The sequence below is a fragment of the Bacillus sp. AK128 genome (assembly GCF_053903075.1).
Genome location: NZ_CP096379.1, coordinates 2,572,532 through 2,595,443 on the forward strand (window position 1 = coordinate 2,572,532; position 22,912 = coordinate 2,595,443).

The following is a 22,912-nucleotide window of genomic DNA, read 5'->3' on the forward strand; positions in this document are numbered from 1 at the left end:
CTAAAAATATATATGCAAGACCTGTCCTGAAAAACATAAAAAATCCCTGATTACTAAAAACCAAGGGATTTCCTTAAGACGAGCTTATTCTTTTTTGTCCTGTTAACAATAAAAGCTACTACTACTAATTCTATTAATAAACCGATCGAAACAGCAAAAGCTCCAATTAAACCATTCCATTCAGAGGCAAAGGAAACTCCAATTATGAGTATGATCGTAGTCATAACTAGATTGGCAGATTGAGAGATGATCGTCACTTTTGTTTGTTTTTGAATCATTAATAGTCCGTTAAAAAAGTCAACAAATGGAAACACAAGGGCCATAATTAAAAAGATTTGTAGAGTTTGAAGACTTGCATCAAGAAGCCGTCCTGTTACACCCATGAAATGCTCCATCATAAATCGGCCCAATCCTGTATAACAAAATAAACTCAGTAGAAATAAAGGAATGAAACTAATCATTAATGTAAACCTCTTAACCTTCTCTTCATGGTTTTTATAAAAATTAATGACAATTTGGTGTGTATAAGAGAAAAAGCTTAAAAATAAATGAGTAATACTTAAGGCAATCGTAAAGCTTGCTATCGCTAATGCAATATCACCTGTTTTGCCTAGAAAAATGTTGGTAATCGGACCAATTAATACGGTAATTATAGACGAAAGCATAAGTGGACTATAGAACCTAAAGATTTCAGACTTGGACTTGATCTTGTCAATTGAACTTGTAGTAGGCATTTTACGTGCCAGTGATTTAGCCTCAATCAAACTCACAACACACTCGATGATCATCCCCACTAAGAACACGACTGCACCTGTTTTACCAGAAATATTACCTGTTTGAATGAAGTAAATGGATAAGGCATACATCGCAGTTAATCGTATCATCATACCAATTGTCAGCCACTTTGTTTGGCGATTAAAAATGATAATACCCTGTGCTAAACAACGAAGACCTGAGAAGATTGTTACAAATATAAGTACTTGATAGATTCCCTTAATCTGTTCCACCATACCAGCCTGTGCCCCAAATATCGTCGAAAACACAAAATCACCAATAGATGTATAGGCAATGATTAAAGAAACTGCTAACAAACTCAAAATAATATAAACGGCAAAAGTAGTCATCTTTTTAAAGGATTCTTGGTCGCGCACTAAGGTAGTACAGGTTTGCCTTAGAATAACAGCAAGCCGTTCCGTAATCCCAAATAGGCTCATGGCAATTGCATAACTTGCAATAACAACCTCTGAATCTATGGCTCTAGCTAAAGTACTATTTATTATAATATGCGAAAGGGTAACGAGACTCGCTGATACACCAAGTGGAATAAAGAAAAATAATAAGGTTCTAAGGGTAAGGTCGTCTTGTTTTGTTGTTATTCCCATCTGTTTTTACCACCTTTTGTTTCGTAATCCGAAATTTATATTCTCCATTTTATAGAAAGTGTGTTCATATCACAAGGAAAATTTTATAATATTACTAATAACCTACTGGAAATCATGAGGTACTTTAAATGAACAATTTAGCAAGCTTTTTATCTAAAAGATTACCTGTTTTTATTTTATTGGTAGCGGTTGGTACTTACTTCTCTCCATATTACTGGGACGTCTCTGCGTGGGTCCCAAGCATGCTACTTGGTACCGTGATTTACTTTACGGGATTATCAATAGATATTGATTCTTTAAAACAAATTGGCAATAAGAAGAAGGAACTTGCCATCATTTTATTATTAAAATGGACCTTTACCGTTTTATTATCGATTGCCCTATCCTTGATTTTTTTTACTAAACACCCAGGAATTGCTGCAGGATTAATCCTTGCAGGAACCGTACCAAGTGCAACAGCCGCAACAGTTTACACATTCTTAGCTAGCGGAAATGCCTCCTTAGTGGTAGCGGCTTCGCTTTTAGATGTTGCCATAAGCCCTATTATTACTCCCCTCTCGATGATGACTTTATCCAATCAAGAGGTAACCATTTCTTTTTGGGTTTTACTGCAATCCTTTTTAGTCATTGTACTACTCCCACTTATATGTGGAATGATCACCCAAAAGCTTGCTCCGAAATTAGTGGCTCATTCTAAAGATGTAACAAAAATAGGATCTTCATTTGCTCTTCTAATGGTGATCCATACTATTGTCGGGAGCGGTAAAACTGCCATTTCAAATGAACTATCATTATTACCAACTGTAGTTGTCGCAACTATAATACAGGTAGTGCTACCAATGATTGTAGCTTATTTTATCTGTAGGAAATTGAAAATGGAGGAAGCGGATTGTCGTGCCGCTCTCTTTCAGGTAAGCTTGTGTAATACAGCACTTGCCGCCATTTTAGCTTACCAATTTATAGGTGATTTAGGCGTTATCGCTCCCATTTTAAACTTGATTTTTAATTTATCAATTGGAGCATTTATGGCCAATTATTTTGCTAGAAATATAGTAGCAAAACCTTTGAAAGAGGTCATTTAATGTGGAAAGGTCCACCTTTAGATGAAAGGTGGACCTTTTTACATAGATTTATCATTAATTTTGTTTAAAGCTGCTCTACTAAGCTAATAGATTAAGAGAGTTAGAGAATTTCATAGATAAAATTTATGTATTTATAAAGAATTCCACGTTTTTTCTGATAATTCCACACCTTTTAAGATTTATTCCAGCTTTTAGGAAACTATTTTCACGAAAAAATAGAGTAATTCCGAAATCCCCAAATTTAGTATCAATAAGAACTTTTTCAAACCGCATTCGTGACTATACTTTTCTAAGTAGATCCTTATTCAGTTCTGCAACACTCGATTTTCCAGACAATGCCAATGTTAAATCAAAATCTGCAATTAAGTTTCGGAGTACTTGCTTTACTCCCTCTTCGCCAGCAAGAGCTAAACCATACATATAAGGTCGTCCAACTAACACAGCTTTCGCACCTAAAGCTAATGCTTTTACAATATCTGAACCTCTTCTAATTCCACTATCTAGTAATACCGGAATTTGCTCCTGGATCACATTACAAATTTCAGGTAATGCTTCAATACTAGTAATTGCCCCATCAACCTGTCTTCCTCCATGATTGCTAACGATGATTCCATCTACTCCATGCTCTAAGGCAAGTTTAGCATCGTCAGGATGTAGAATTCCTTTTAGTAAAATGGGAAGATTGGTTTGCATGCGAATATATTCTAAGTCCTTCCAAGTCAGAGCAGGGTTTCCAAATATCTTTGCCCAAAGCATTATAGCTGAAGTCATATCTTCCTTAGGAGAGTGTTCTAATCTTGAACAAAACACTGGATCCTCTAAATAGTTCCCAATCCCCTCCCCCTGTAAAAATGGCAGATATTTATGTTCAATATCCTTTTCTCGCCATGCCATCATAGGGGTATCTAATGTAATAACAATCGCACTATAACCTGCCAACTCTGCTCTTTTCACCATACTTGCAGCAATTTCTCGATCACTGCTCCAATACAGCTGGAACCATTTATCTCCATTCGGACTTTCTTCTGCAAGCTTTTCTAAGCTATAGGTCGAAGCCGTACTCGCAACAAAAGGAACCTCCATTGCTTCTGCTGCACGCGCACTACCTAGTTCACCATCAGGATGGATAATCGATTGAACCCCAACAGGTGCACAAAGTATCGGATACTTATACTTTTTCCCGTATAACTCTACACTCAAATCTCTTTTTGACGTATCACATAGCATTCTAGGGACGATTTGCCAGTTCTCAAACGCTCGGTTATTATTCCTTGCTGTTACCTCTGCTCCAGCAGAAGCTGCAACATAATAAAACGGCTCCTTATTTAAATGAGCCTTTGCCTTCGCTTCTAATTCTTCATAAGTAACTGGAATGATATTTTCCTCAAGTTGTTGATATACCTTCAGTTGGACTTGATTTCCATACGTCATTTTATTTACCTTCTCCCTATGTAAATTTATTCCACTTTAAATTATAAGCGCTTACAAAAGAATAGGTCAAACTATTGTTAGAATATTCTAAACTTCTACAAAAACTGTACATATTTTTAATGATTAGTCTACATCCGCTGATCCTTATTAACCCGATTCCTAACCTCATCCATCTTCTGATACAACGTTTCCTCAAGATCCACCTCAAAATAATTAGCAAACTTAACAAGATAGGCAATACAATCTACTATTTCTTTCCCAACGTTTTCTTTATGTAATTCTTTTGCTTCCTTAAAAGCCAGTTCTTCGCCTTGCTCATCCTTGTTTTTATAAACTACATTAAACATAGCACGAAATTCTTCAGCTAGTTCACTAACCTCTGTAGTTAGTAACATATAATTATTTAATAAAGAGTCTCTTGTCTCTTTATAATTTTCTTCAGAAATTTCCCAATTCATATCTTTTTGAACAAAAAATTAGCACCGCATTCCCCTTCAAAATCTTTGATTTAGTGGGGGTTAGGCGCTAAGGTCTTAATTTCCTTGTTCTTCAATGTATTTCTTAACCACGTCAATTGTTGCTCCGCCAGTGCCTCTAATGATTTACAACTAATTTCACATATGGTACACTCCAACATAGAACATGTGTTCCGGTGAGGGGGGGTTTGGTTGTGAAAGTTTCTAAAACATTGCGCCATAAAATAAAAAATCAATCTAGAATCTTCGATGCTACGGTAAAAATTTATAATGAAGCGTTAGGCTTTATTATAAATGTGATAGATAAAGAGTTTGATGATGTAAATAACATCTCCACTAAGTCTGTTGTACCTGCTGTCGAGAAGCTCATACATATCACGAAATCAAACCCTCTTCCAAAACACAAAGAATTTAATGAAAGATTTTATAAGTTTCCTTCTTACTTTAGAAGAAGTGCGATTGCTGCTGCTTTCGGGAAAGTAAAAAGTTATCGTTCGAACTATCGAAATTGGGAAGCCGAAAAAGAAATAGTTCTTTCCGAAGGGAAGAAATTTAAAAAGAAAACACCTATCTTACAGTTGGAACATAAAGAGTTTCCTGTGTTTTATAAGGATAATATGTTCAATAAAACGAGTGATTCAACTGCTCAAATCAAGGTGTTTCATGATAATGATTGGGTTTGGGTAGATATTCAATTTAAAGAACAAGATCACTATAAGCGTGATGTATGGGATTGGAAGGAACATAATCCAAAACTTGTTAAGGTTGGCAAAAAGTACTTTCTGAATATCACATATACTCATAAGGTAGAGTTATCGAAAACACCCATAGATGAACAAAAAGTATGTGCGGTTGACCTGGGGATCACAAACTCTGCGGTTTGTTCTGTGATGGATGCAAATGGAACTGTCTTGGATCGGAAGTTTATTAATCAACCAATGGAAAAAGACCGTTTGTATCGAATGACGAACAAATTACGTAAAGTGCAATGTATCTCAGGGTGGGTTGCTGCCCCTAACTACTGGCGACAAATTAATGGATTACAAAAACACATCATCAATCACACCTCTCATGCGATTGTGGAGTTTGCAAAGGAGAACAATTGTAATGTCATTGTTTTTGAGTACCTCAATAAAATGAGAGTACCTAAAGGGTTTTGGGGAGCCAAGAGACTTCGTTTCAAATTAAGGTATTGGCGTAAAACGGCGATTCAAAACAAAGTAGAGGAAATGGCTCACTACGTAGGAATGCGGATTTCTAGAGTCACTGCACGAAATACGAGTGCTTTGGCCTATGACGGTTCTGGTGAAGTAGAACGTAACCATAAAAAAGACCTTGCTGTATTCAGTACAGGCAAGGTGTATCATGCTGACCTATCGGCTAGTTACAATATAGGAGCTCGGTATTTTATACGAGCTTACCAAAAATCCATTTCTGAAAAGAAATGGTTGTCCTTGCAGGCAAAAGTTCCTGTTTTGGCAAAAAGAACATCTCAAACCTTGTCTTCATTAATTAGTCTTATTCAGGCACTAAAGGCACCGAAGGTGGCTTAATTGCTTGGGTTGTACTGTATCTAAGATAAGGGATGCTCCATCAAAATCTCTGATTTAGTTGGAGAGGTTCACAGGTCATTAAAAACTGCTGTATATCTTTCATTCTACTAACTCCTTAATGTTCTCTTCTATTTTCTTAATTTTATCATTCGGGGAATTTGACGACAATGTAATTAAAAAGCCGGCATTCGTATTATGAATTCATTTAAATTTACGGTATACTTTGAAATAGAAAATAGATAGATCAAGGTGGGTTAACTTTGAGAATTAATAAATACATAAGTGAAACTGGAATATGTTCTAGACGAGAAGCGGATAAGTGGGTAGCAGATCACAGGGTAACGATTAACGGAAAGCTTGCTGAACCGGGTAGTCAGGTAGAAGAAGGTGACGAGGTCCGAGTTGACAACAAACCGATAAAAAGTAAACCGAAGTTAGTTTATATTGCGCTAAACAAACCTGTAGGGATTACTTCTACAACAGAAAAACATATAAAAGGAAATATTGTTGATTTTGTTAATCATCCCTTACGTATATTCCCGATTGGCAGGCTTGATAAAGATTCGGACGGTTTGATTTTAATGACAAATGATGGTGATATTGTTAATAAAATTCTTCGTGCTGAAGGAAAACATGAAAAGGAGTATATCGTCACAGTAGACAAGCCCATTACTCCACAATTCTTAAAAGGGATGGCCGAGGGTGTTGAAATACTTGATACAAGGACACTTCCTTGTAAGCTTTATAAAGAGTCTAAGTATGTGTTCAGAATCATTTTAACGCAAGGACTAAACCGCCAGATTCGTAGGATGTGTGCCGCCTTTGACTATAATGTGAAAAGGCTTCAACGGACTAGAATTATGAATATTCAATTAGGCAATCTACCTATTGGTAAGTGGAGAGACCTTACAAACGAAGAGTTAGCTCAACTCTTCAAGGATACCAATTATGAACCGAATCGAGATACAATGTAAAAAGCTCCCTTTCACTTTGAAGGGAGCTTTTACCTTATTTTAAACTAAGATCATCCATAAAATCATAGTAGTGATAATTGCTGTCACGCCCTGTACTAAGGTCGCCATTGTTTGTGCTTTATAAGCATCTGTAACCTTCATACCACTAAACTCTTTAACCACCCAGAAATAGCTATCATTTACATGACTAACTGCCATTGCCCCTGCTCCAATCGCCATTACCACTAATGCCAAAGGAAGTGCTCCTTCGATTCCCATTTGCGGTAATAATGGTGCCACTAAAGTTGAGGTGACCACAAGTGCTGCTGTAGATGAACCTTGAGCAGTTTTAAGTGCAGCTGCGATAATAAAAGGGATAATTAAAACAAGTGCCCCTGTTAATAAACCACCATCTGCAAATCCTTTAATTAATTCTGCAACAGGTGTTGACTTAATGACTTGACCAAATGCTCCACCTGCGCCAGTTATTAATAGGATTGTTGACGCATCCTTTAAGCCATCGCCAACCCAGCCTGACAACGTTTCTTCATTCCATTTTGGCATTAAGAAGAATGAAGCTAATACCCCAATTAGTAAAGCCACTAACGGAGAACCTAAGAATAACAAAAAGTTAGCAAATGAACCTTCAAGCTTCAAGAAACTGATGAATGACCCTAGACCTATTAATACAATTGGAAGAACAATTGGTGCAAACGATTTTACTGTAGAAGGAAGTGCCCCAAATGATTTAACGATTTCATCATAATCAAGCTGTAACTCACCTTCTCCCTCAACCTCAATCTTTGTACCTACTTTCATTGCCCAAATATAACCAGCAATAATCGTTGGAATGGCTACAATTAAACCGATTAAAATAATCGTTCCTAAATAATCGCTCGCTCCAATATTACCCGCTGCGGCAATAGGCCCTGGAGTTGGTGGAACAAGTGTATGTGTTGCATAAAGCCCTGTTGCAAGTGCCACTGACATAGAGGCTACAGCAACTTTAGCTCTTCTTGCTAATGATTTTTTTAGGCTTGATAAAATAACATAACCTGAATCACAAAATACTGGAATACTTACTATTGCTCCAATAAGAGACATTGCTAGCTGAGGTCGTTTTTCCCCAACGATACGAAGCACTACCTCTGCCATTCGAAGGGCAGCACCAGACTTTTCTAAAACAGTTCCAATAATTGTCCCTGCTACAATGACGATCCCAATATAACCCATCAATCCACCGAAGCCACCATTAACAGCTTCTACAATTGTAGCTAATGGCAAGCCAGCTAAAATACCGACTAGAAAGGCAGCAAATAATAAAGATAAAAACGGATGTAGCTTTAGCTTTGCTGTTGCAAACACGATAAACGCAACACCTATTAATATGACTAAAAACAATAATGGACCTTCCATGACTATTCCCCCTATTTACCTTTTGGCTAGTAATCTAGCTATATTTTTTGCTTTTTTATATAAAAGTTCTTCTGCATGTAGCATACATTCTTGTAAAGACATCGGGCCTGTTGCAATTGAATCACAGCTTAGGAAATATTCGTATAATGGCTCATAACCTTTTCCAAGACTTCCAGAGATTAATATAGCGTTTACATTTTGTTCAGATGCAAGTTTGCCTATATATCCAGGTACTTTACCAAGGAGAGTCTGTTCATCGCTTTGTCCCTCTCCTGTTATCACTAAATCAGCTTTAGAGATTTTAGTTTTCAGATCTGTTGCTTCCCCGATTAGCTTTGCGCCGGAGATCATCTCTCCACCAATCGTTAAGAAGGCAAAACCAAGTCCACCCGCTGCCCCTGCTCCTTCTTGGTTCTGATATGAAGATTTAAGCTCTTTTTCAACTAAACTTGCAAACTTAGATAACGCAGCATCAAGCTCTTCTATCATTTCTTCCCCCGCACCCTTTTGCGGTCCGAAAACAGCAGTTGCTCCGTTTGGACCACAAAGCGGATTTTCGACATCACTTGCAATTTGAAAGTGACAATCTTTTACTCTAGCATCAAGAGTCGAGAAGTCGACGATTGCGACATCTTTTACTGATTCTCCAAAAGGGCTAACCCGATTTCCATATTCATCGAGAAAAGTTACTCCAAGTGCCTGGAGCATTCCAAGTCCTCCATCATTGGTTGCACTTCCACCTAGACCAATAATGAACTTTCGATAATCAGAGTTAATCGCCTCTTGGATGACTTCTCCAATTCCGTAAGTTGTTGTATTTAGTGGGTTACGTTTTTCCTCAGGTACCATTGGTAATCCAGAAATTAGAGCCATTTCAATGACAACCGTCTCCTTGTCTCCTAAAACTCCATACTGAGCTTCTACTCTCTCACCAAGTGGGCCCATCGTATTAACTTGAAAGCGTTTACCATTTGTACCAAATAAAAGAGTTTCGAGAGTACCTTCACCTCCGTCGGCCATTGGAATCACTTCAACATTAGCGTTCGATATTTCACTAAGGATTCCTTTTTTAATAGATGAGCCTGCTTCTAATGATGATAAACTTCCCTTAAAGGAATCTGGTGCAACAATAATATTCATAATCAACACCTTTTCTGTTTATATATACTATCTAATATTTAACAATATTTCGAAAATAAAATCATTGGAAATCGAGTCAAAAAAAAACAGCCTTTTTGGTCATTCCATTGTGCAAATGACCAAATTAGCTAGTTTTTGTTTCTGATAATTTTTGAAGAATCATAAGTGTATAGATTATTGATAAATCATTTCCTGATTTGGGGTTAAGTTTTATTATTTGACGTATGCTATCCAATCGGTAAGACAATGTATTTCTATGAACATGAAGTTTTTTTGCGGTTTCAGTTAGGTTATGATCACATTCAAACAATACGTCTAGTGTTTCTGAAAGCTCCGGTCCAAGTTTATCAAATGGATATTGCCTTAAATATTCTTCTCTTATCTCAACTGGCACCTGATCTAACAGTCTAATCATTCCCCACTCATTAACTTGGCTTGTACTAGATTGCCTATTGAATTTATTCATAAGATTTAACGCTTGTCTTGCCTCATCATATGACTTTTGAATTCCTCTAATAGAATGATTTCGGTTTCCAATAGCTAGTTTTGCTTGACTGAATAGCTGCTGATTTTGATTGGATAATCTCGTGAATATTTTATTAGCTGCATCAATTTCAGTTGTTAATGAATCAAGTGCAATTCCAATTACTATATCATGATCAAGCGTTGTCCCATAAAAAACAAGGTTTAAATCTTGCTTGCATTGACCTAGTACTCTATATATTGATTCCTTGCTTTCCGTTCTTTTAATAAAGCCTTCTAAATTGTTTTGCAAAAATAAATCAGGAACCCTTAATAGACAAACAACTAAAGTATTATTAACATTAATATCAAGGTAATGTTGGGCATGTTTTGCTAATTTCTTCTCATCTACTTCATTTGAACCAATTAGCTCAGTAATCCACGATTCCATAAGTTGTTGTTCGATATGAGCCTGTCTTCTTATATAATTTTGCTGTAGCATGAGCTCTACAGTAATTTTCGTCATTTCTGCAATCTGGATTAATTGAGCAGGATTACCAGTGATTCCAACCACTCCAATAATTTCATCCATAAACTCAATCGGTAGATTAACCCCTTCTTTAGTTCCTAAAAATTTGCAAGTCTGCTCTTTTTCAATAATAAGGGATTCCCTCGTCTCTAATACCTTTTGTGCACCTTCATGAATGGCGTGGAGTCGAGTTGGATCAGTACTAGCAATAATGACGCCTTGATGATCAATAATATTAAGATTGTGTTTAACTGTTCGAGCCAGTCTTTGAATAATTGGATATGCTAACTCCTGTGTAATATTCATATATAATACTCCACCACATTTTTCTTCTAGTTTACCATTCCCTAAGTATTTGTTTGACTATTTTATCAATCTATTACAAAATTTTATAAAAGAGAGTGTTCAAAAAGGAGGATGACCATGTCGATTACATTCGATCATCTTGTACATTTCACTGACCAACCTGATCAAGCTAGAAAAGAGTTTCAAAAGCTAGGATTCCAAGCTATCAAAGGCGGAAACCACCCGAACTGGGGGACATATAATTCACTTTGTTATTTTCAAAACCTTCGCTATATTGAATGGATTGGGTTTACGGACCAAAGTATTGCTCAAACGTCTGAGAATGTATTAATTCAACAGATTGTTGAGGATTCATCATTGGATGGATTTTCACAATTGGCATTTCGAACCGATAACATTGACAAATTGAAGAACTCCTTACAGGAAAAAGGAATTAACACAATTGGACCTGTGGAAGGAAGTCGCAAGAAAGAGGACGGCACGGTTCTTAGTTGGGCAATGCTATTTATTAAAGGTGAAGATGAACAATTACTTCGTTCGCCCTTCTTTATTCAATGGGGAAAAGATGATCAAATGAGAACTGAAGAAATGAGTAATTTGATGGTACACTCAAATAAAGCCTCCACTATTTCTTATATTGGCTTCGTTGTTAAGGATGGAAACTCAGCTATTCACAAATATGCAACGCTATTAGATATACCTGTCTCTGTTCAATTATTAGAAGACAGCTCTGGCTTTTTTTATGAACTTGTTCTGAAGGATTTTAGTTTGAGATTTTACGAACCTACTAGCCCGGAATTACAGAAAATTATGGAAGCAAGAGGAGAAAGGCCATTTATATGTGGAATAACAAGCGTAGATCAGGATCAAGTCTTAGAGATAAACGGTGGACTTTATTCAATTTAACATTATATTATCTTTGTACTTTAGTTAAGCATAATCAAGCCCAATAGGTTGATTATGCTTCAACATTTATAATCTATCTAGCTGTATCCCTTATGTGATCTTGGTGTTTTATAGCAAAAAAATAGGAACTGCCACAACGACAATCCCTTAGTTTTCTAACTACATATACGTTATGAATAATATGAGTGATCCAACCACAAAACAATAATACGCAAAATATTTCAAATTGCCCCGTTCCATTAGACCCATAAACCATTTCAGTGAGAAGTATGATAATACAAATGAAAAAATAAACGCAATTATATATGGAATCAATAAGTCTCCAACATTCATATCGCTTATCTTTAACACGATGGTTCCTAAACTTACAGGGATATATAGTAAAAATGAATATCGTAACGCTGTCTCCCTTTTCATTCCGATTCCCATCGCAGCAACGATGGTTGCTCCTGATCTACTTATTCCTGGTATTAACGCGACAGCTTGAGCTAAACCTACGATTACTGCATCCTTTAAGGTGAGGTTTCGATCACCTTTTCGTCCTTTTAAATTTCTAATCAACCACAACGCTAAACCAGTAACTAGTAGGGCCCCTCCAATCGGAGCAATCCCTCTAAATGATGCAGAAATTTGATCTTCAAACAATAATCCGATTACAGCAGCAGGTATCGTACCAACTACAAGGAAAATAATAAACATAAAATCATTTTTATAGACTGCATCTCTTTTAGTCATGTACTTAAGACCATTTTCTGTTAACCTTACTAAATCACTTCGGTAAATAAGAACTACTGCAAGTAATGATGCAAAATTCATTAAAACTTCAAAACTAAAATCATCCTCGGCCACACTTAGTCCTAAAAACTCTTGTGCTAAGACCAAATGACCACTTGAGGATATAGGGATTGGTTCCGTAAATCCTTGTAACGCACCCAAAAAAGCATATTTAAGTATTGTGATTAGCTCTTCCATTGAGGCCTCCTAAATTCGTTTTCTTTCTGTCTATGTAAGATCCTTATCATTTTATTAATGAAAATTGAACAGCCTCCATCGCATGAATCACAGCTGTATCAAATATTGGTACTTTTACATCATCAGATTTAATGAGCAAACCAATCTCAGTACAACCAAGAATGATTCCTTCTGCTCCATTGTCAATTAAACGAAGAATCACATTCTTTAAATAATCCCTTGATTCTTGCTCAATTTTACCTACACATAATTCGTTAAAGATAATATTATTTATACCGTTTCGATCCTCTGCTGTTGGCACTATAACATGGAGATGATTGGACTCTAGACGTGACTTGTAAAAGTCCTGTTCCATTGTATACTTTGTACCAAGTAGACCTACCTTCTGAATATTAGACTTTTGAATTTCTTTCGCTGTTGCATCTGCAATATGTAAGATTGGGATGTTTATGGTTTCTTCTATAAAGTGAATGACTTTGTGCATCGTATTAGTACATATAATAATGAACTCCGCCCCTGCCTTTTCTAATGACTGGGCCACCTCAGCAAGCTTATTACCAGCACTTACCCAATCCCCTTCTGTTTGATACCGTTCAATTTCTTCAAAATCAACACTATATAAAAGACATGATGCCGAATGTAAACCCCCTAGTGTCTTTTTTACCTCTTCATTTATTATTCGATAATATTCTGCTGAAGATTCCCAGCTCATCCCACCTATTAAGCCGATTGTTTTCAAAATAGTTACTCCCTTTCTTGATTCTTTTGCCACTCTTTATATTCAGGTAATGTATATTCATCAGTTTTTTTGACTGTCCATTTATTATCTTCCCAGCCTAAAAACACCTTGATTAAGTATTCTCCTCCTGAAACAGTAAAGTCTTCTCTTATATAGGAGATACTGCCATGAACGAGAACAATTACTTCATTATTTGATATTTCTTTTACTTTCAACTGATCATAGCTTTCAATGTTAAAATTAGCATCAAGTAAGTTAAAACCTTCATTTAAGGATTCCACTTCAAATCCTTCTATATTAACACCATTTTGAGGATCGCTGTTTTCTCTTAATAGAGGGTAATGATCCCAAAGTAGCTTAATATCGTTCTTCAAAACAGATTGAGTACGGTAATACATATATTCCGTGATCGGTTTAGCATATTCTTCATATTCTTCTGTTTCAACAAAACCTTCTATATCTTCCTTACCTTGATAAGGTTCTTCCTGAAAGGTTTCAAAATTACAGCCTATTATAAATACAAAGAGTAGCCCAGTTACAATAACCTTCTTCATGTCTCAACTCCGTAATTCGACGTCATTTAAATGATACATGTTCCACTTGTTTGACAGGCTTCGCTTCTTTAGGTTTCAACCCAAATAGAAGTCGAGTAAAAGAAAAATGGCGAATTACATAATGATAACATAATAGATTTATTGTAAAAGAGGCAATAATCAATACGACTAATTTTATAGAAATTGCCCAAGTTAAATCATATAATAAGTAACCAATAACTACAATTACAGGCTGATGTAAAACGTAAAATGGCATGGATGCTTCACTGCCATATTGTAAAAACCGATGGTTAAAGGAACAGTACCTTTTCGCCAAATCGAATATGAGTAATAATATACTCCAACAGTTAAGTACGCGAATTCCATAGAAAATTGTATCTTCAACAGTACCAGGTTTTGGGTATGAATTCATAAACCAAATGATGTAAATCAGCGTTGTTATGATCGCGGTTATGATTATATATGTTGCTAGTGATGAATTCACCCGTGAAAATGAAGGGCTAGCAAAGAAATAATACCCATAAATAAAAATAAGGAGGTAAATAAACAAATCCCATCCGCCAAGTTTTTGTGTATGAACCACTCCTGCTATAAATAGTAAAAAAGGCAGAATTAAAAAATGAATTGGACCTACTCTTTGAAAACTTGGAATTTTTTTAAATAGAGGGATACATAGGAAGGAAAAAACCAACAAAACTAGTAGATACCATAAATGTAAACCAAAAAAAGCAAAATTTCCTACCCCACCAAAATCTTAGTAGATACCATTAAAAAAATGAGGATAAAACTCAAAAAAATTACCTTTAAATTGGTTGTTGCTTATTCTTTCAATATAGATTTGTGGAGGTGTTAAGAGAAATACCCCCATAAGAAGTGGAATACCTAACCTTACCAATCGTTCTCTTAACAAATACGGGATTTCTCTCCTGCTTAACGAATAGGTCATACTAATACCTGAAAGAGCAAAAAATATGGGCATGATCCAGGAACCAACAAATAGAGAAAAAACTAAAATCCATGTAGAATTTAGTTCTTCGTTTTTAATATGCCAAGGGAACGGATTAACAAACATTGAACAATGATAAAGAAAAACGAATAAAGTTGCAATAACACGTATCCAATCTAAATCATATCTTCTTGTCTGGAAAGCATCGTTTTTCTTCATCATACACCCCTACATTTCACTTAGTACATTACTAGTAAATTTTACCTGTTCATAAAATGCTTATCAAGCCAATTTTTCAATACAGCTTCAAGATCCGGGTGGATGGGTAAATTAGCTTCTTTGATAAGATCTTTTTTTATTGTAAACATGTTGGATGTTTCTGCCTGAAACTTCAAAGAATGTCCCATATTTTCTATGACATGATACTCCGATTCCTCTAATACATAGTTTGGAAGATTTTTAACAACATCAGGATTTGCTTGAATATCTCGTGCACCAGTAATACCTAAAACGGGAATGTCAACCTTTGTAAGGTCTTCACGAACATCATAATCAAAATGTTCTCTGAACCATTTTGCATTGATTTTTTGAAATTGAATCTTCATTACATCTTCATTAGATGCCATCATTTTTTCAGTGAATTTTTGTGCCTGCTTTTCAACCTTTTTATGTGCTCCGAGTAATCTTAAGTACCATCCAAGAAACCCTTTGGCATTCATCATGTCCATAGCAGCGATTTCACGTTGTCGAAATAGAGCTTCTTCCATCTTCTCTCCAGCACCTGCTAATAGAATTAGCCCTGAAACAGGTTCTCTCACAGCAACTGCTGTTCCAATCGTTGTTCCTTCGCTATGACCTAAAACAATGACCTTATTAGCATCAACTTCAGGACGATTCTTCAAAAATTGGATGGCTGCTTTAGCATCATCAACTAAATCCCAAAGTCCAGTTTCAATGTAATTACCAGAACTTTCACCTACACCCCTTTTATCATATCGCAGTGTCACAAAGCCTAGCTGAGTGATGAAATGGGCCATTTGACGATATACTTGAAGGTCGATTTTTTTACTGACCCTCCCATTTCGATCTACTTTTCCTGATCCAGCAATGATTAGGACTGCAGGTAGCTTTTGAGTCCCTTCGTCAGGAAATGCGATTGTACCCTTTAATTGAAAATCAGCCGGTATAGTTATTTCTAATTCTTTCATTCTTAATCTCTCCCTTATGATTTTTTACTTGGTATTATTAAATTAGCAAACGTTCGTTTCTTTCTTTCTGGAGAAGGTGAATTTTGTACCACCTTGGCATAAGCTTGACTAATTTCCACTATAAACTGTTGAAACTCTTCATCAGATAGATAGAGAGAGGTTTGCCTCAGCGAGACACCATCTTTTTCAAAGTCGACTGACTCTTGAGATACATAGGTTTCATACTCGGATAAAAGATTAGCCATGTATTTCATAAAAAGTTGGATATATTGATCCTTGGTGTATCCATTTAGTTCTTCTTTGGTTATATTAGCTTCCTTTGCTTGAAGAGAATAAAGTTTTTCAACGGTTCCTCTTACTGGTTGTTCATCAATGACAAAAACTGTGCCTGATTCATACAATTTTTTCAAGTGACGATATAATGTTGCCTGTGGTATATCTGGTAACCGGTCTTTCATCTGTTGCACGGTTAATGACTCGCTTACTAGTGATTGAATAATTCTCATCCTAACCGGATGTAATAGAATGTCTGCTTTCGACTCACCCATAATTCTTTCTCCTTATCAATTATTATCATTATCAATAATGATAATATAAATGATAAACCAATAAATGTAAATAGCTTTTTGTGTTTTAAGCAAAAAAATAAAAGCTGCGGATAAACAGCTTTTGTTAACTGTGAAAGATGCTGTGAATGCTCTTAGCAATTTCATCTATACAGTCTTCTGCCTGAGGATAAATGCCAAACTTATCAATAAAGGCATGGTCCATTCCTTGATATTGTATGTATTTTGTATTCACATCAAAGCTTGCTAGCTTCTCTGCATATGCTTTGCCCTCAAGTCTAAGATAATCGAACTCTGCAGTAATAATTAATGATTCTGGGAGTCCCCTACAGTCAGTTGCTAATAAAGGTGACACGTAAGGATCTGTGTTTTCCTGTTTACCTTGTAAGTATAGCCTTTCAATTAAATCTTTACCTGAGCCAAGAGCATAAATTGCCTTCTTAACCAACTCATGATAGTGGTGAACGGAGTACTCGTTGATTTTCCATTTAAATGATTCATGGTTTCCAATTAAAACTACTGGATAGACTAATGCTTGAAACTTTATCATATTAGATTGTTCATTTCGGTCTAACATTGAACAACCATTCGCTAGATTACCGCCAGCACTATCACCAGACACAGATATTTTTTCTCTGGCTATATTCATCTCGTTGGCATGATGATAAACCCATTTTACAGTTTCATAGCAATCATTAAGAGCATGTGGAAAAGGGTACTCTGGAGCAAGTCTATAATCAACTGAAATGACGATAGCATTTGCCTTTTCTGACAAAGCCTTACAAGGGTTCTCAACAGTATCTAAAGAGCCACCAATAAATCCACCCCCATGGAAATATAGTATGGCAGGTAGATTTGACTCATGCTTCGGAGAATAAATTCTAATCCGAATCTTACTGTTATTAACTTCCATTGTTCGATATGTAACATTAATTTCAGTTTTTGTCATATCTTTATTTGGCCACCCCATATTAGCTCGAATCGTTTCAATCGGGATGTCATTAGTCTCAATTTGACTGGGAGCTTCTCTATTTTCTACTTTCACTTTGTTTCCAAATTGCTTTTTTACGTTCTTCAACACACGCGGGTCAAAATCACCCTTTCTATCAAGATCCGGAATATTCTTAACTAGCGTTTGTAGGCTTTTTGTAACTATAACCTCCTGTTCACTATTTAGTATTGCTACAAGCTCTTCATAATTCGTATCTATTGTCATTTTTAACAAATCCCCGTTTCTATATTTCACACTCTAATGATGGAAGACATTTACAGTTTTATATGATATTGTTTTAAATACTTATATTATTTGGTGGTGTTTTGAATGGAGAAAACAAAAAGGAAATCCAATTTTAAACAAAAGAAAGTCCAGATTATATATAGGGAAAGATTAGGTAACAAGAACAAAACTGAGGAAAAAGGGTTTAGGAATACTGTAATATTTATTTCCATATTTGTGTTTGTATCAATCTTATTGGCCATATATGAATTTATTTTTCATTAGAATCTGATTGATTTCGTGGGTTGATTTAATAAGCGGAAAACTATTGTTTTATGAAACTAGTTTTTATATTTAAACATATTATACCAAAAGAACAGAAACCTCTGTTATTTAATGTGTATCCCATACATAAGGACAAGATCTTTTGTGAGATTCCTGTCCTTATGTATTGAAGACTGTATGGTTAAAATGAGATTTGACCTGTAATCAGATACCTTTTTGTTTTATGAAATACTTTGTTTAATTGCACTTTCCCAATTAGGAAAATAGTGTAATGCGTTTCTCATTAACTCAGGATGAGCCTGTTTAACTTTCTTCTTACTTAGATTCTCTTCCAAGTCGCTAAGCCTCTTAATTCCTACAACCACTTCATCTAAACTCATATTAACTTCCATCACTTTCCTCCTTTCAATTTAAATTTATATTTATCCAACATTTTATATTTTTATACATCCCTTCACAAAAATAAGTTGTAAACCTATTTGTTTGTTGATAAATATCAAGCAATTGAATAGAATAAATAGGTGAATATCTGCTAGAATTAAGTTAGGAAATTATATTAAGTCAACTAGTTTAACAGGAAGGATGATATACGTGATCGTAACAAACGAGGCTCGTGATTACTTAAAACAGAATTCAAAATCGGTTCGTATTTTTTTTGCAGGCTTTGGCTGAGGGGCTCCTAAAATAGGATTGGCTCTGGATGAGCCAAAAGCAGATGATGAAGTACAAACTATAAATGAGGTTGTTGTGGCAATAGAGCCGCAAATAAAACCTAATATTAATGATCTTGTTTTAGATCTTAGTGGAGACAAACAAGGTCTATCTCTAATCGGAGAAACAGGTAACTGTTGTTAAGTTGAGCCAGGACAAGCAATCATAATTCAGTGATCATTGAAAAGAACACATAGAGCGTCTCTATGTGTTCTTTTATTGTTTTCAAACCTGATAAAAATCCTTTAAGATAAAAAACAGTAGACCAGATCATATTGAATTGATCTACTGCTTATAAAATTATTATATTTATTTATCTCTCTCTTTTCCAGTTAATTCAGGATTAAAAAGCAGAATACGACCATCTTCTTGAAGTTCAATTTGTACTTTATTTGTATCTTCCTTAAAACCAGCTGCTTCTAAATAATCTCTAGGGATTTGTAGTCTTCCAGCTGGATCCAGTACAGCAAGCTCAACATGTGATCCTTCATCTTCACCTTGTTGTTCTTCGTCATCGAATAAAGCCTCAGTCGGCCTTCGTATAAATTCACTAGATGTTTTCCCATCACGAATAGCTACGACTCTGTCTAGCTTATTTGTTAATTCTGTATCATGGGTAACAATTACAATCGTAACACCAAGTTCACGGTTCAAGTGACGAAACAAATCTAAAATAAGATCAGATGTGGCTGAATCCACGTTTCCAGTTGGTTCATCTGCTAGAAGTAGCTTAGGGTCATTAGCTAGTGCAATTGCGATTGCTACTCGTTGCTGCTCTCCTCCAGACAACTCACTTAATTTATTATTTATTCGATGACTTAATCCTACTAGGTTTAACAGTTCAATCGCTCTTTCTTTTTTACGCTTGCCTTTTAATAGCATCGGCAACTCAACATTTTCTCTCGCTGTTAAATAAGGAATAAGATTACGTGCATTATTTTGCCAAACAAAGCCTACGGTCTCAAGCTTATACTTTACAAGTTCTTTTTCAGACAAATGTAGTAGATTTTTCCCATCTACTAACAGCTTTCCTGCGGATGGACGATCTAGTCCTCCTAGCATATTTAACAAGGTTGACTTACCACTTCCACTACTACCAATAATGCCCATCATTTCACCATACTCAACCGTTAAATCTAGTCCCTGAAGAGCCATTACTTCAAGCTCTTCATCTACCTTATATATTTTCACTAAATTATTGCATTCAATCACCCTTAATCATCTCCTAACCTAATAGCCTGATGGATACGAATCCTCTTTAATAGGTACATAAGAACTCCAATTCCAATTGTTAGCATAAAGATGATATATAAATAGATTTTCATTTCATCACTACTATCAAAAATTACCCGGAACGGAAGCACTTGTCCGTTTTGATCAAAAGATAATTGAAACAATGGAACAAATAATTTACTCGTAATTCCACCAACAGCAATACCTAATAGACAAGCCAATCCTGATGTTAAAAATTGCTCCCAAGTAAGCATACCAATTAATTGTTTCACCTGAATCCCCATTGCTCGATATATCCCGTATTGTAGAATTCTAGATTTTAATGTTAAGATCCAATACAATAAAAACCCAATAAATGTAATAAGAATTGAGATTAAAAATCCAAGTGTTAAGGTCCCATTTAAACCAAGTAAAAATGCACTACTTTTTAGTTCTGCTAGTTTAGGACCACTATCGCTCCAATTAGTAACTGGTATCTTTTCATTTCTAATTGCACTATAAAGTTCTTCTCTTGAGGCCCCTTCTTTCATGTTCAGCCAAATATCATACGGTTCAATTCCCATCATATTTTGAACATATGGTAAATTTGCAACAATAAGTGTAGGATTCCCTTCATCACTTTCTTGAATAGTTGGGTTAAAGGATGGCCAGTAATCGACTATTCCGTACACAATAAATTCAGCTGGTAACGAGGTATCCCAATTTAAAGTGAGATAATCCCCTTCTTTTATGCTCAACTTTTCTGCTAATGATGTTGAAATAAGAACAGCACTCGGTTCGGCAGCAAGCAAATTTAAATACTCATACCAATGATGTGGTAAAAGAGCAGGATTAAACCAGGCTGTTTCCCCAAATTGCTTCGGTTCAATTCCCATCAACTCTACGGAATAGGTAGCCTTTCCGTTTGCTTTAGCGGTTACTTGATCTTTATTAAAAACTTTAGCAGCTTGTTCAATACCAGGAAGGTTATTAACCGACTCAAATGGTGGTTCTGCATAGGAAACTGCCGTCTGTATTTCTCCATCTGTTTCAGATGAAGACTCTTCAGCTTGAGTAGGCACGGCCGCTGATACATAGGTTGACTCTTCGCTTTCCCATCTTATTTTTAGCGTGATATCTGCACCATTTTCATAATAGAGTTGTTCTTCTAAATTTGAATTAATGGTTCTCGCGGCACTTGCACTAAACACCCCAACCGCTATAGTCATGACTAGAAATAACATTAAAAATTGATATTGTCGTGATGACCTACTCACCTGTAATAATGTTGTATAGAATGTTAAAGACCAATATTTTCGTCCGACCGTGTAAATGATTTTCATTAACAATGGATATATTCGGAGACAGAATAATCCGAGTCCAATAATAAACATCGCTGGGACGAAGAAAAGAAGTGGATCAACTGATAAATCAACACTAGAAGCCTGTAACAGCTCCTCTTGTTTAGTTTGGTATCGCCACCATCCATAGGAGGACACTCCGAGCAATAAAACATCTACAAAATATTTATGCCACGCAGCAGTCCCTACGAGTCTAGCTGATTGCTGCTTATGACTAACGATACTCTGACTAGTCGCAGGTATGACTGGGATCATAATCATGAGAATACTTGCTAAAACTGCAAAAGCTCCATATAGATAAGCTTCACTTGACATGCTGACTGGTAACGCTGAGCGTTGTACAAAATCCAAAAATCCATTGGATGCACCAAGAACTCTCACAATAAATAACCCAATTATTGGTCCAATCACTAATGCTACTCCAGCAAGTAAACCGGTTTCTATTAAATATATGAATAATATTTTTCCTCTTGAAGCTCCTCTACTACGTAAAACTGCAATTTCATTTAGCTGTCGGTCCACAATTAAGCGTGAAACCATAAAAAGATAGATCGCTAACATAATTAAAATTGGTACATTAAGTGACCATAAAATTGTCTTTAACTGTTGACTCTGCTTTAAATAGTTAGTTGCAATTTCTTCTATAGGAAAATTAAAATAAATGACAGTTTCACTTGCATGTTTACTGACAAAAGATTTTACTTTTTCTTCAAGTCCTTTTATCTTGCCAATATCGTCGACCTGCATTTGATAATAATCATAGGCAGTAAAAAATCTAACATTTGCAAGCCATCGGTTATCACTATAAAGAAAATCCTTTTTAAATAATGATTCTGGAATCATAAAATGATTGTCATATCTTTCAGTTGAACCAGACCAATAAGGATCACGTTCATCCTTAACTCTAAATGTTCCAACCGGTTTAATAAGTAAGCTTTGATCACCCCTGGTTGCCTTTAATATAGTCCCTAAAGTCATGCCACGGTTTACTAAAGCAGTCTCCGTTACCAACACTTCATAAATACCATCTACAGAATCACTTTCTGGGAATTTACCGTCTGTAATTGTTATATGTTTATCCAAATCTGTTAAGGATGTAATCTGACCTGACTCTTTAATAGGTGTTGAATCATTTAAACCTTCTTCATGGTAGGCTAACTTCATTGGTTCAGTTGATAAAATAGCAACATCATTTATAATAGGAACATTTACACTGTGGGTAAGTTCCTCATCGTACTGATCTAGTAAATCATACATGTCACTAATTGAAGTTTCTTCACTCACCTTAGAAAATGAAACATTGTAGTAAAACTGACCCGGATATTCATTCGTTTTAATCTGGTGATTCTCTAATTCCTTTATCAAGAGTTTTTGTAGAATACTAGATGAATAGGTCGGAATACTAGAAACAAGTGAGACAGATATAATTAAGCCAAGAAGTAAGCTACCTACAAGCCAACGGTTATTAAGTATTTTTCTAATGATTAGCAATAACATTGTAATAGC

20 protein-coding genes and 1 pseudogene are annotated in these 22,912 nt (G+C 35.6%); 5 read left to right on the top strand and 16 right to left on the bottom strand.

Going from position 1 to position 22,912, the window contains the following annotated elements:
* Positions 1–53: 53 nt before the first annotated feature.
* A complete protein-coding gene (locus M1D60_RS12785; protein WP_456275259.1) occupies positions 54–1,382 on the bottom strand; it encodes a multi antimicrobial extrusion protein MatE in 1,329 nt (442 codons plus the stop codon).
* A 128-nt stretch (positions 1,383–1,510) separates the two neighbouring features.
* Between M1D60_RS12785 and M1D60_RS12790 the strand changes: the two genes are divergently transcribed.
* Positions 1,511–2,464 (top strand): bile acid:sodium symporter family protein, encoded by a 954-nt coding sequence (locus M1D60_RS12790; protein ID WP_456275260.1) that lies wholly within the window; start codon positions 1,511–1,513, stop codon positions 2,462–2,464.
* A 279-nt stretch (positions 2,465–2,743) separates the two neighbouring features.
* Here M1D60_RS12790 and M1D60_RS12795 read toward each other — a convergent pair whose 3' ends face one another.
* Positions 2,744–3,895, bottom strand: coding sequence for a lactate 2-monooxygenase (locus M1D60_RS12795; RefSeq protein ID WP_456275261.1), 1,152 nt, complete (start codon positions 3,893–3,895; stop codon positions 2,744–2,746).
* A gap of 128 nt (positions 3,896–4,023) precedes the next feature.
* A complete protein-coding gene (locus M1D60_RS12800) occupies positions 4,024–4,353 on the bottom strand; it encodes a hypothetical protein (protein WP_456275262.1) in 330 nt (109 codons plus the stop codon).
* A 212-nt stretch (positions 4,354–4,565) separates the two neighbouring features.
* Here M1D60_RS12800 and M1D60_RS12805 point away from each other — a divergent pair, with 212 nt between their 5' ends.
* Both M1D60_RS12805 and rluF read left to right on the top strand, forming a co-directional pair.
* Positions 4,566–5,924: an RNA-guided endonuclease TnpB family protein gene (locus tag M1D60_RS12805; RefSeq protein ID WP_456275263.1), complete on the top strand. Its 1,359-nt coding sequence runs from the start codon at positions 4,566–4,568 to the stop codon at positions 5,922–5,924.
* 260 nt (positions 5,925–6,184) lie between these two features.
* Positions 6,185–6,898: a 23S rRNA pseudouridine(2604) synthase RluF gene (rluF, locus tag M1D60_RS12810; RefSeq protein WP_456275264.1), complete on the top strand. Its 714-nt coding sequence runs from the start codon at positions 6,185–6,187 to the stop codon at positions 6,896–6,898.
* A 39-nt stretch (positions 6,899–6,937) separates the two neighbouring features.
* On the opposite strand, the gene M1D60_RS12815 is transcribed toward rluF, so the two are convergent.
* The 3 genes from M1D60_RS12815 to M1D60_RS12825 all read right to left on the bottom strand — a co-directional run bounded on the left by M1D60_RS12815 (position 6,938) and on the right by M1D60_RS12825 (position 10,730).
* Positions 6,938–8,293 (bottom strand): GntP family permease, encoded by a 1,356-nt coding sequence (locus M1D60_RS12815; protein WP_456275265.1) that lies wholly within the window; start codon positions 8,291–8,293, stop codon positions 6,938–6,940.
* 15 nt (positions 8,294–8,308) lie between these two features.
* The gene (locus M1D60_RS12820; protein ID WP_456275266.1) at positions 8,309–9,433 is read right to left on the bottom strand and encodes a glycerate kinase family protein; all 1,125 of its coding nucleotides are present in this window, start codon (positions 9,431–9,433) and stop codon (positions 8,309–8,311) included.
* 124 nt (positions 9,434–9,557) lie between these two features.
* Positions 9,558–10,730 (bottom strand): CdaR family transcriptional regulator, encoded by a 1,173-nt coding sequence (locus M1D60_RS12825; RefSeq protein WP_456275267.1) that lies wholly within the window; start codon positions 10,728–10,730, stop codon positions 9,558–9,560.
* A 117-nt stretch (positions 10,731–10,847) separates the two neighbouring features.
* Here M1D60_RS12825 and M1D60_RS12830 point away from each other — a divergent pair, with 117 nt between their 5' ends.
* The gene (locus M1D60_RS12830; RefSeq protein ID WP_456275268.1) at positions 10,848–11,636 is read left to right on the top strand and encodes a VOC family protein; all 789 of its coding nucleotides are present in this window, start codon (positions 10,848–10,850) and stop codon (positions 11,634–11,636) included.
* Between the two features lie 159 nt (positions 11,637–11,795).
* Here M1D60_RS12830 and M1D60_RS12835 read toward each other — a convergent pair whose 3' ends face one another.
* The 8 genes and pseudogenes from M1D60_RS12835 to M1D60_RS12870 form a co-directional block, all read right to left on the bottom strand.
* Complete coding sequence (locus M1D60_RS12835; protein WP_456275269.1) at positions 11,796–12,608, bottom strand: undecaprenyl-diphosphate phosphatase; 813 nt, start codon at positions 12,606–12,608, stop codon at positions 11,796–11,798.
* Positions 12,609–12,654: 46 nt separating this feature from the next.
* A complete protein-coding gene (locus M1D60_RS12840; protein ID WP_456275270.1) occupies positions 12,655–13,347 on the bottom strand; it encodes an aspartate/glutamate racemase family protein in 693 nt (230 codons plus the stop codon).
* A 5-nt stretch (positions 13,348–13,352) separates the two neighbouring features.
* Positions 13,353–13,901 carry a hypothetical protein gene (locus M1D60_RS12845; RefSeq protein ID WP_456275271.1) on the bottom strand — a complete coding sequence of 183 codons (549 nt, stop codon included), beginning with the start codon at positions 13,899–13,901 and terminating at the stop codon, positions 13,353–13,355.
* A gap of 22 nt (positions 13,902–13,923) precedes the next feature.
* Positions 13,924–15,069 (bottom strand): annotated as a pseudogene (locus tag M1D60_RS12850) (acyltransferase family protein).
* 38 nt (positions 15,070–15,107) lie between these two features.
* Positions 15,108–16,055, bottom strand: coding sequence for an alpha/beta hydrolase (locus M1D60_RS12855; protein WP_456275272.1), 948 nt, complete (start codon positions 16,053–16,055; stop codon positions 15,108–15,110).
* A gap of 14 nt (positions 16,056–16,069) precedes the next feature.
* Complete coding sequence (locus M1D60_RS12860; protein ID WP_456275273.1) at positions 16,070–16,603, bottom strand: helix-turn-helix domain-containing protein; 534 nt, start codon at positions 16,601–16,603, stop codon at positions 16,070–16,072.
* A 124-nt stretch (positions 16,604–16,727) separates the two neighbouring features.
* Entirely contained in the window at positions 16,728–17,837 is a 1,110-nt protein-coding gene (locus tag M1D60_RS12865; RefSeq protein ID WP_456275274.1) for an alpha/beta hydrolase, read from the bottom strand.
* Between the two features lie 506 nt (positions 17,838–18,343).
* Positions 18,344–18,514 carry a hypothetical protein gene (locus M1D60_RS12870; RefSeq protein ID WP_456275275.1) on the bottom strand — a complete coding sequence of 57 codons (171 nt, stop codon included), beginning with the start codon at positions 18,512–18,514 and terminating at the stop codon, positions 18,344–18,346.
* A 298-nt stretch (positions 18,515–18,812) separates the two neighbouring features.
* Between M1D60_RS12870 and M1D60_RS12875 the strand changes: the two genes are divergently transcribed.
* Positions 18,813–18,977 carry a hypothetical protein gene (locus M1D60_RS12875; protein WP_456275276.1) on the top strand — a complete coding sequence of 55 codons (165 nt, stop codon included), beginning with the start codon at positions 18,813–18,815 and terminating at the stop codon, positions 18,975–18,977.
* A 165-nt stretch (positions 18,978–19,142) separates the two neighbouring features.
* On the opposite strand, the gene M1D60_RS12880 is transcribed toward M1D60_RS12875, so the two are convergent.
* Both M1D60_RS12880 and M1D60_RS12885 read right to left on the bottom strand, forming a co-directional pair.
* A complete protein-coding gene (locus M1D60_RS12880) occupies positions 19,143–20,045 on the bottom strand; it encodes an ABC transporter ATP-binding protein (RefSeq protein ID WP_456275277.1) in 903 nt (300 codons plus the stop codon).
* Positions 20,046–20,047: 2 nt separating this feature from the next.
* Positions 20,048–22,903: an ABC transporter permease gene (locus M1D60_RS12885; RefSeq protein WP_456275278.1), complete on the bottom strand. Its 2,856-nt coding sequence runs from the start codon at positions 22,901–22,903 to the stop codon at positions 20,048–20,050.
* Between the last annotated feature and the right edge of the window lie 9 nt (positions 22,904–22,912).

What these genes read in the sequence shown, in the direction of transcription:
- M1D60_RS12785 (WP_456275259.1), bottom strand. Translation starts at nt 1,382, where the DNA reads ATGGGAATAACAACAAAACAAGACGACCTTACCCTTAGAACCTTATTA.
- M1D60_RS12790 (WP_456275260.1), top strand. Translation starts at nt 1,511, where the DNA reads ATGAACAATTTAGCAAGCTTTTTATCTAAAAGATTACCTGTTTTTATT.
- M1D60_RS12795 (WP_456275261.1), bottom strand. Translation starts at nt 3,895, where the DNA reads ATGACGTATGGAAATCAAGTCCAACTGAAGGTATATCAACAACTTGAG.
- M1D60_RS12800 (WP_456275262.1), bottom strand. Translation starts at nt 4,353, where the DNA reads ATGAATTGGGAAATTTCTGAAGAAAATTATAAAGAGACAAGAGACTCT.
- M1D60_RS12815 (WP_456275265.1), bottom strand. Translation starts at nt 8,293, where the DNA reads ATGGAAGGTCCATTATTGTTTTTAGTCATATTAATAGGTGTTGCGTTT.
- M1D60_RS12820 (WP_456275266.1), bottom strand. Translation starts at nt 9,433, where the DNA reads ATGAATATTATTGTTGCACCAGATTCCTTTAAGGGAAGTTTATCATCA.
- M1D60_RS12825 (WP_456275267.1), bottom strand. Translation starts at nt 10,730, where the DNA reads ATGAATATTACACAGGAGTTAGCATATCCAATTATTCAAAGACTGGCT.
- M1D60_RS12830 (WP_456275268.1), top strand. Translation starts at nt 10,848, where the DNA reads ATGTCGATTACATTCGATCATCTTGTACATTTCACTGACCAACCTGAT.
- M1D60_RS12835 (WP_456275269.1), bottom strand. Translation starts at nt 12,608, where the DNA reads ATGGAAGAGCTAATCACAATACTTAAATATGCTTTTTTGGGTGCGTTA.
- M1D60_RS12845 (WP_456275271.1), bottom strand. Translation starts at nt 13,901, where the DNA reads ATGAAGAAGGTTATTGTAACTGGGCTACTCTTTGTATTTATAATAGGC.
- M1D60_RS12855 (WP_456275272.1), bottom strand. Translation starts at nt 16,055, where the DNA reads ATGAAAGAATTAGAAATAACTATACCGGCTGATTTTCAATTAAAGGGT.
- M1D60_RS12860 (WP_456275273.1), bottom strand. Translation starts at nt 16,603, where the DNA reads ATGGGTGAGTCGAAAGCAGACATTCTATTACATCCGGTTAGGATGAGA.
- M1D60_RS12865 (WP_456275274.1), bottom strand. Translation starts at nt 17,837, where the DNA reads ATGACAATAGATACGAATTATGAAGAGCTTGTAGCAATACTAAATAGT.
- M1D60_RS12870 (WP_456275275.1), bottom strand. Translation starts at nt 18,514, where the DNA reads ATGGAAGTTAATATGAGTTTAGATGAAGTGGTTGTAGGAATTAAGAGG.
- M1D60_RS12885 (WP_456275278.1), bottom strand. Translation starts at nt 22,903, where the DNA reads ATGTTATTGCTAATCATTAGAAAAATACTTAATAACCGTTGGCTTGTA.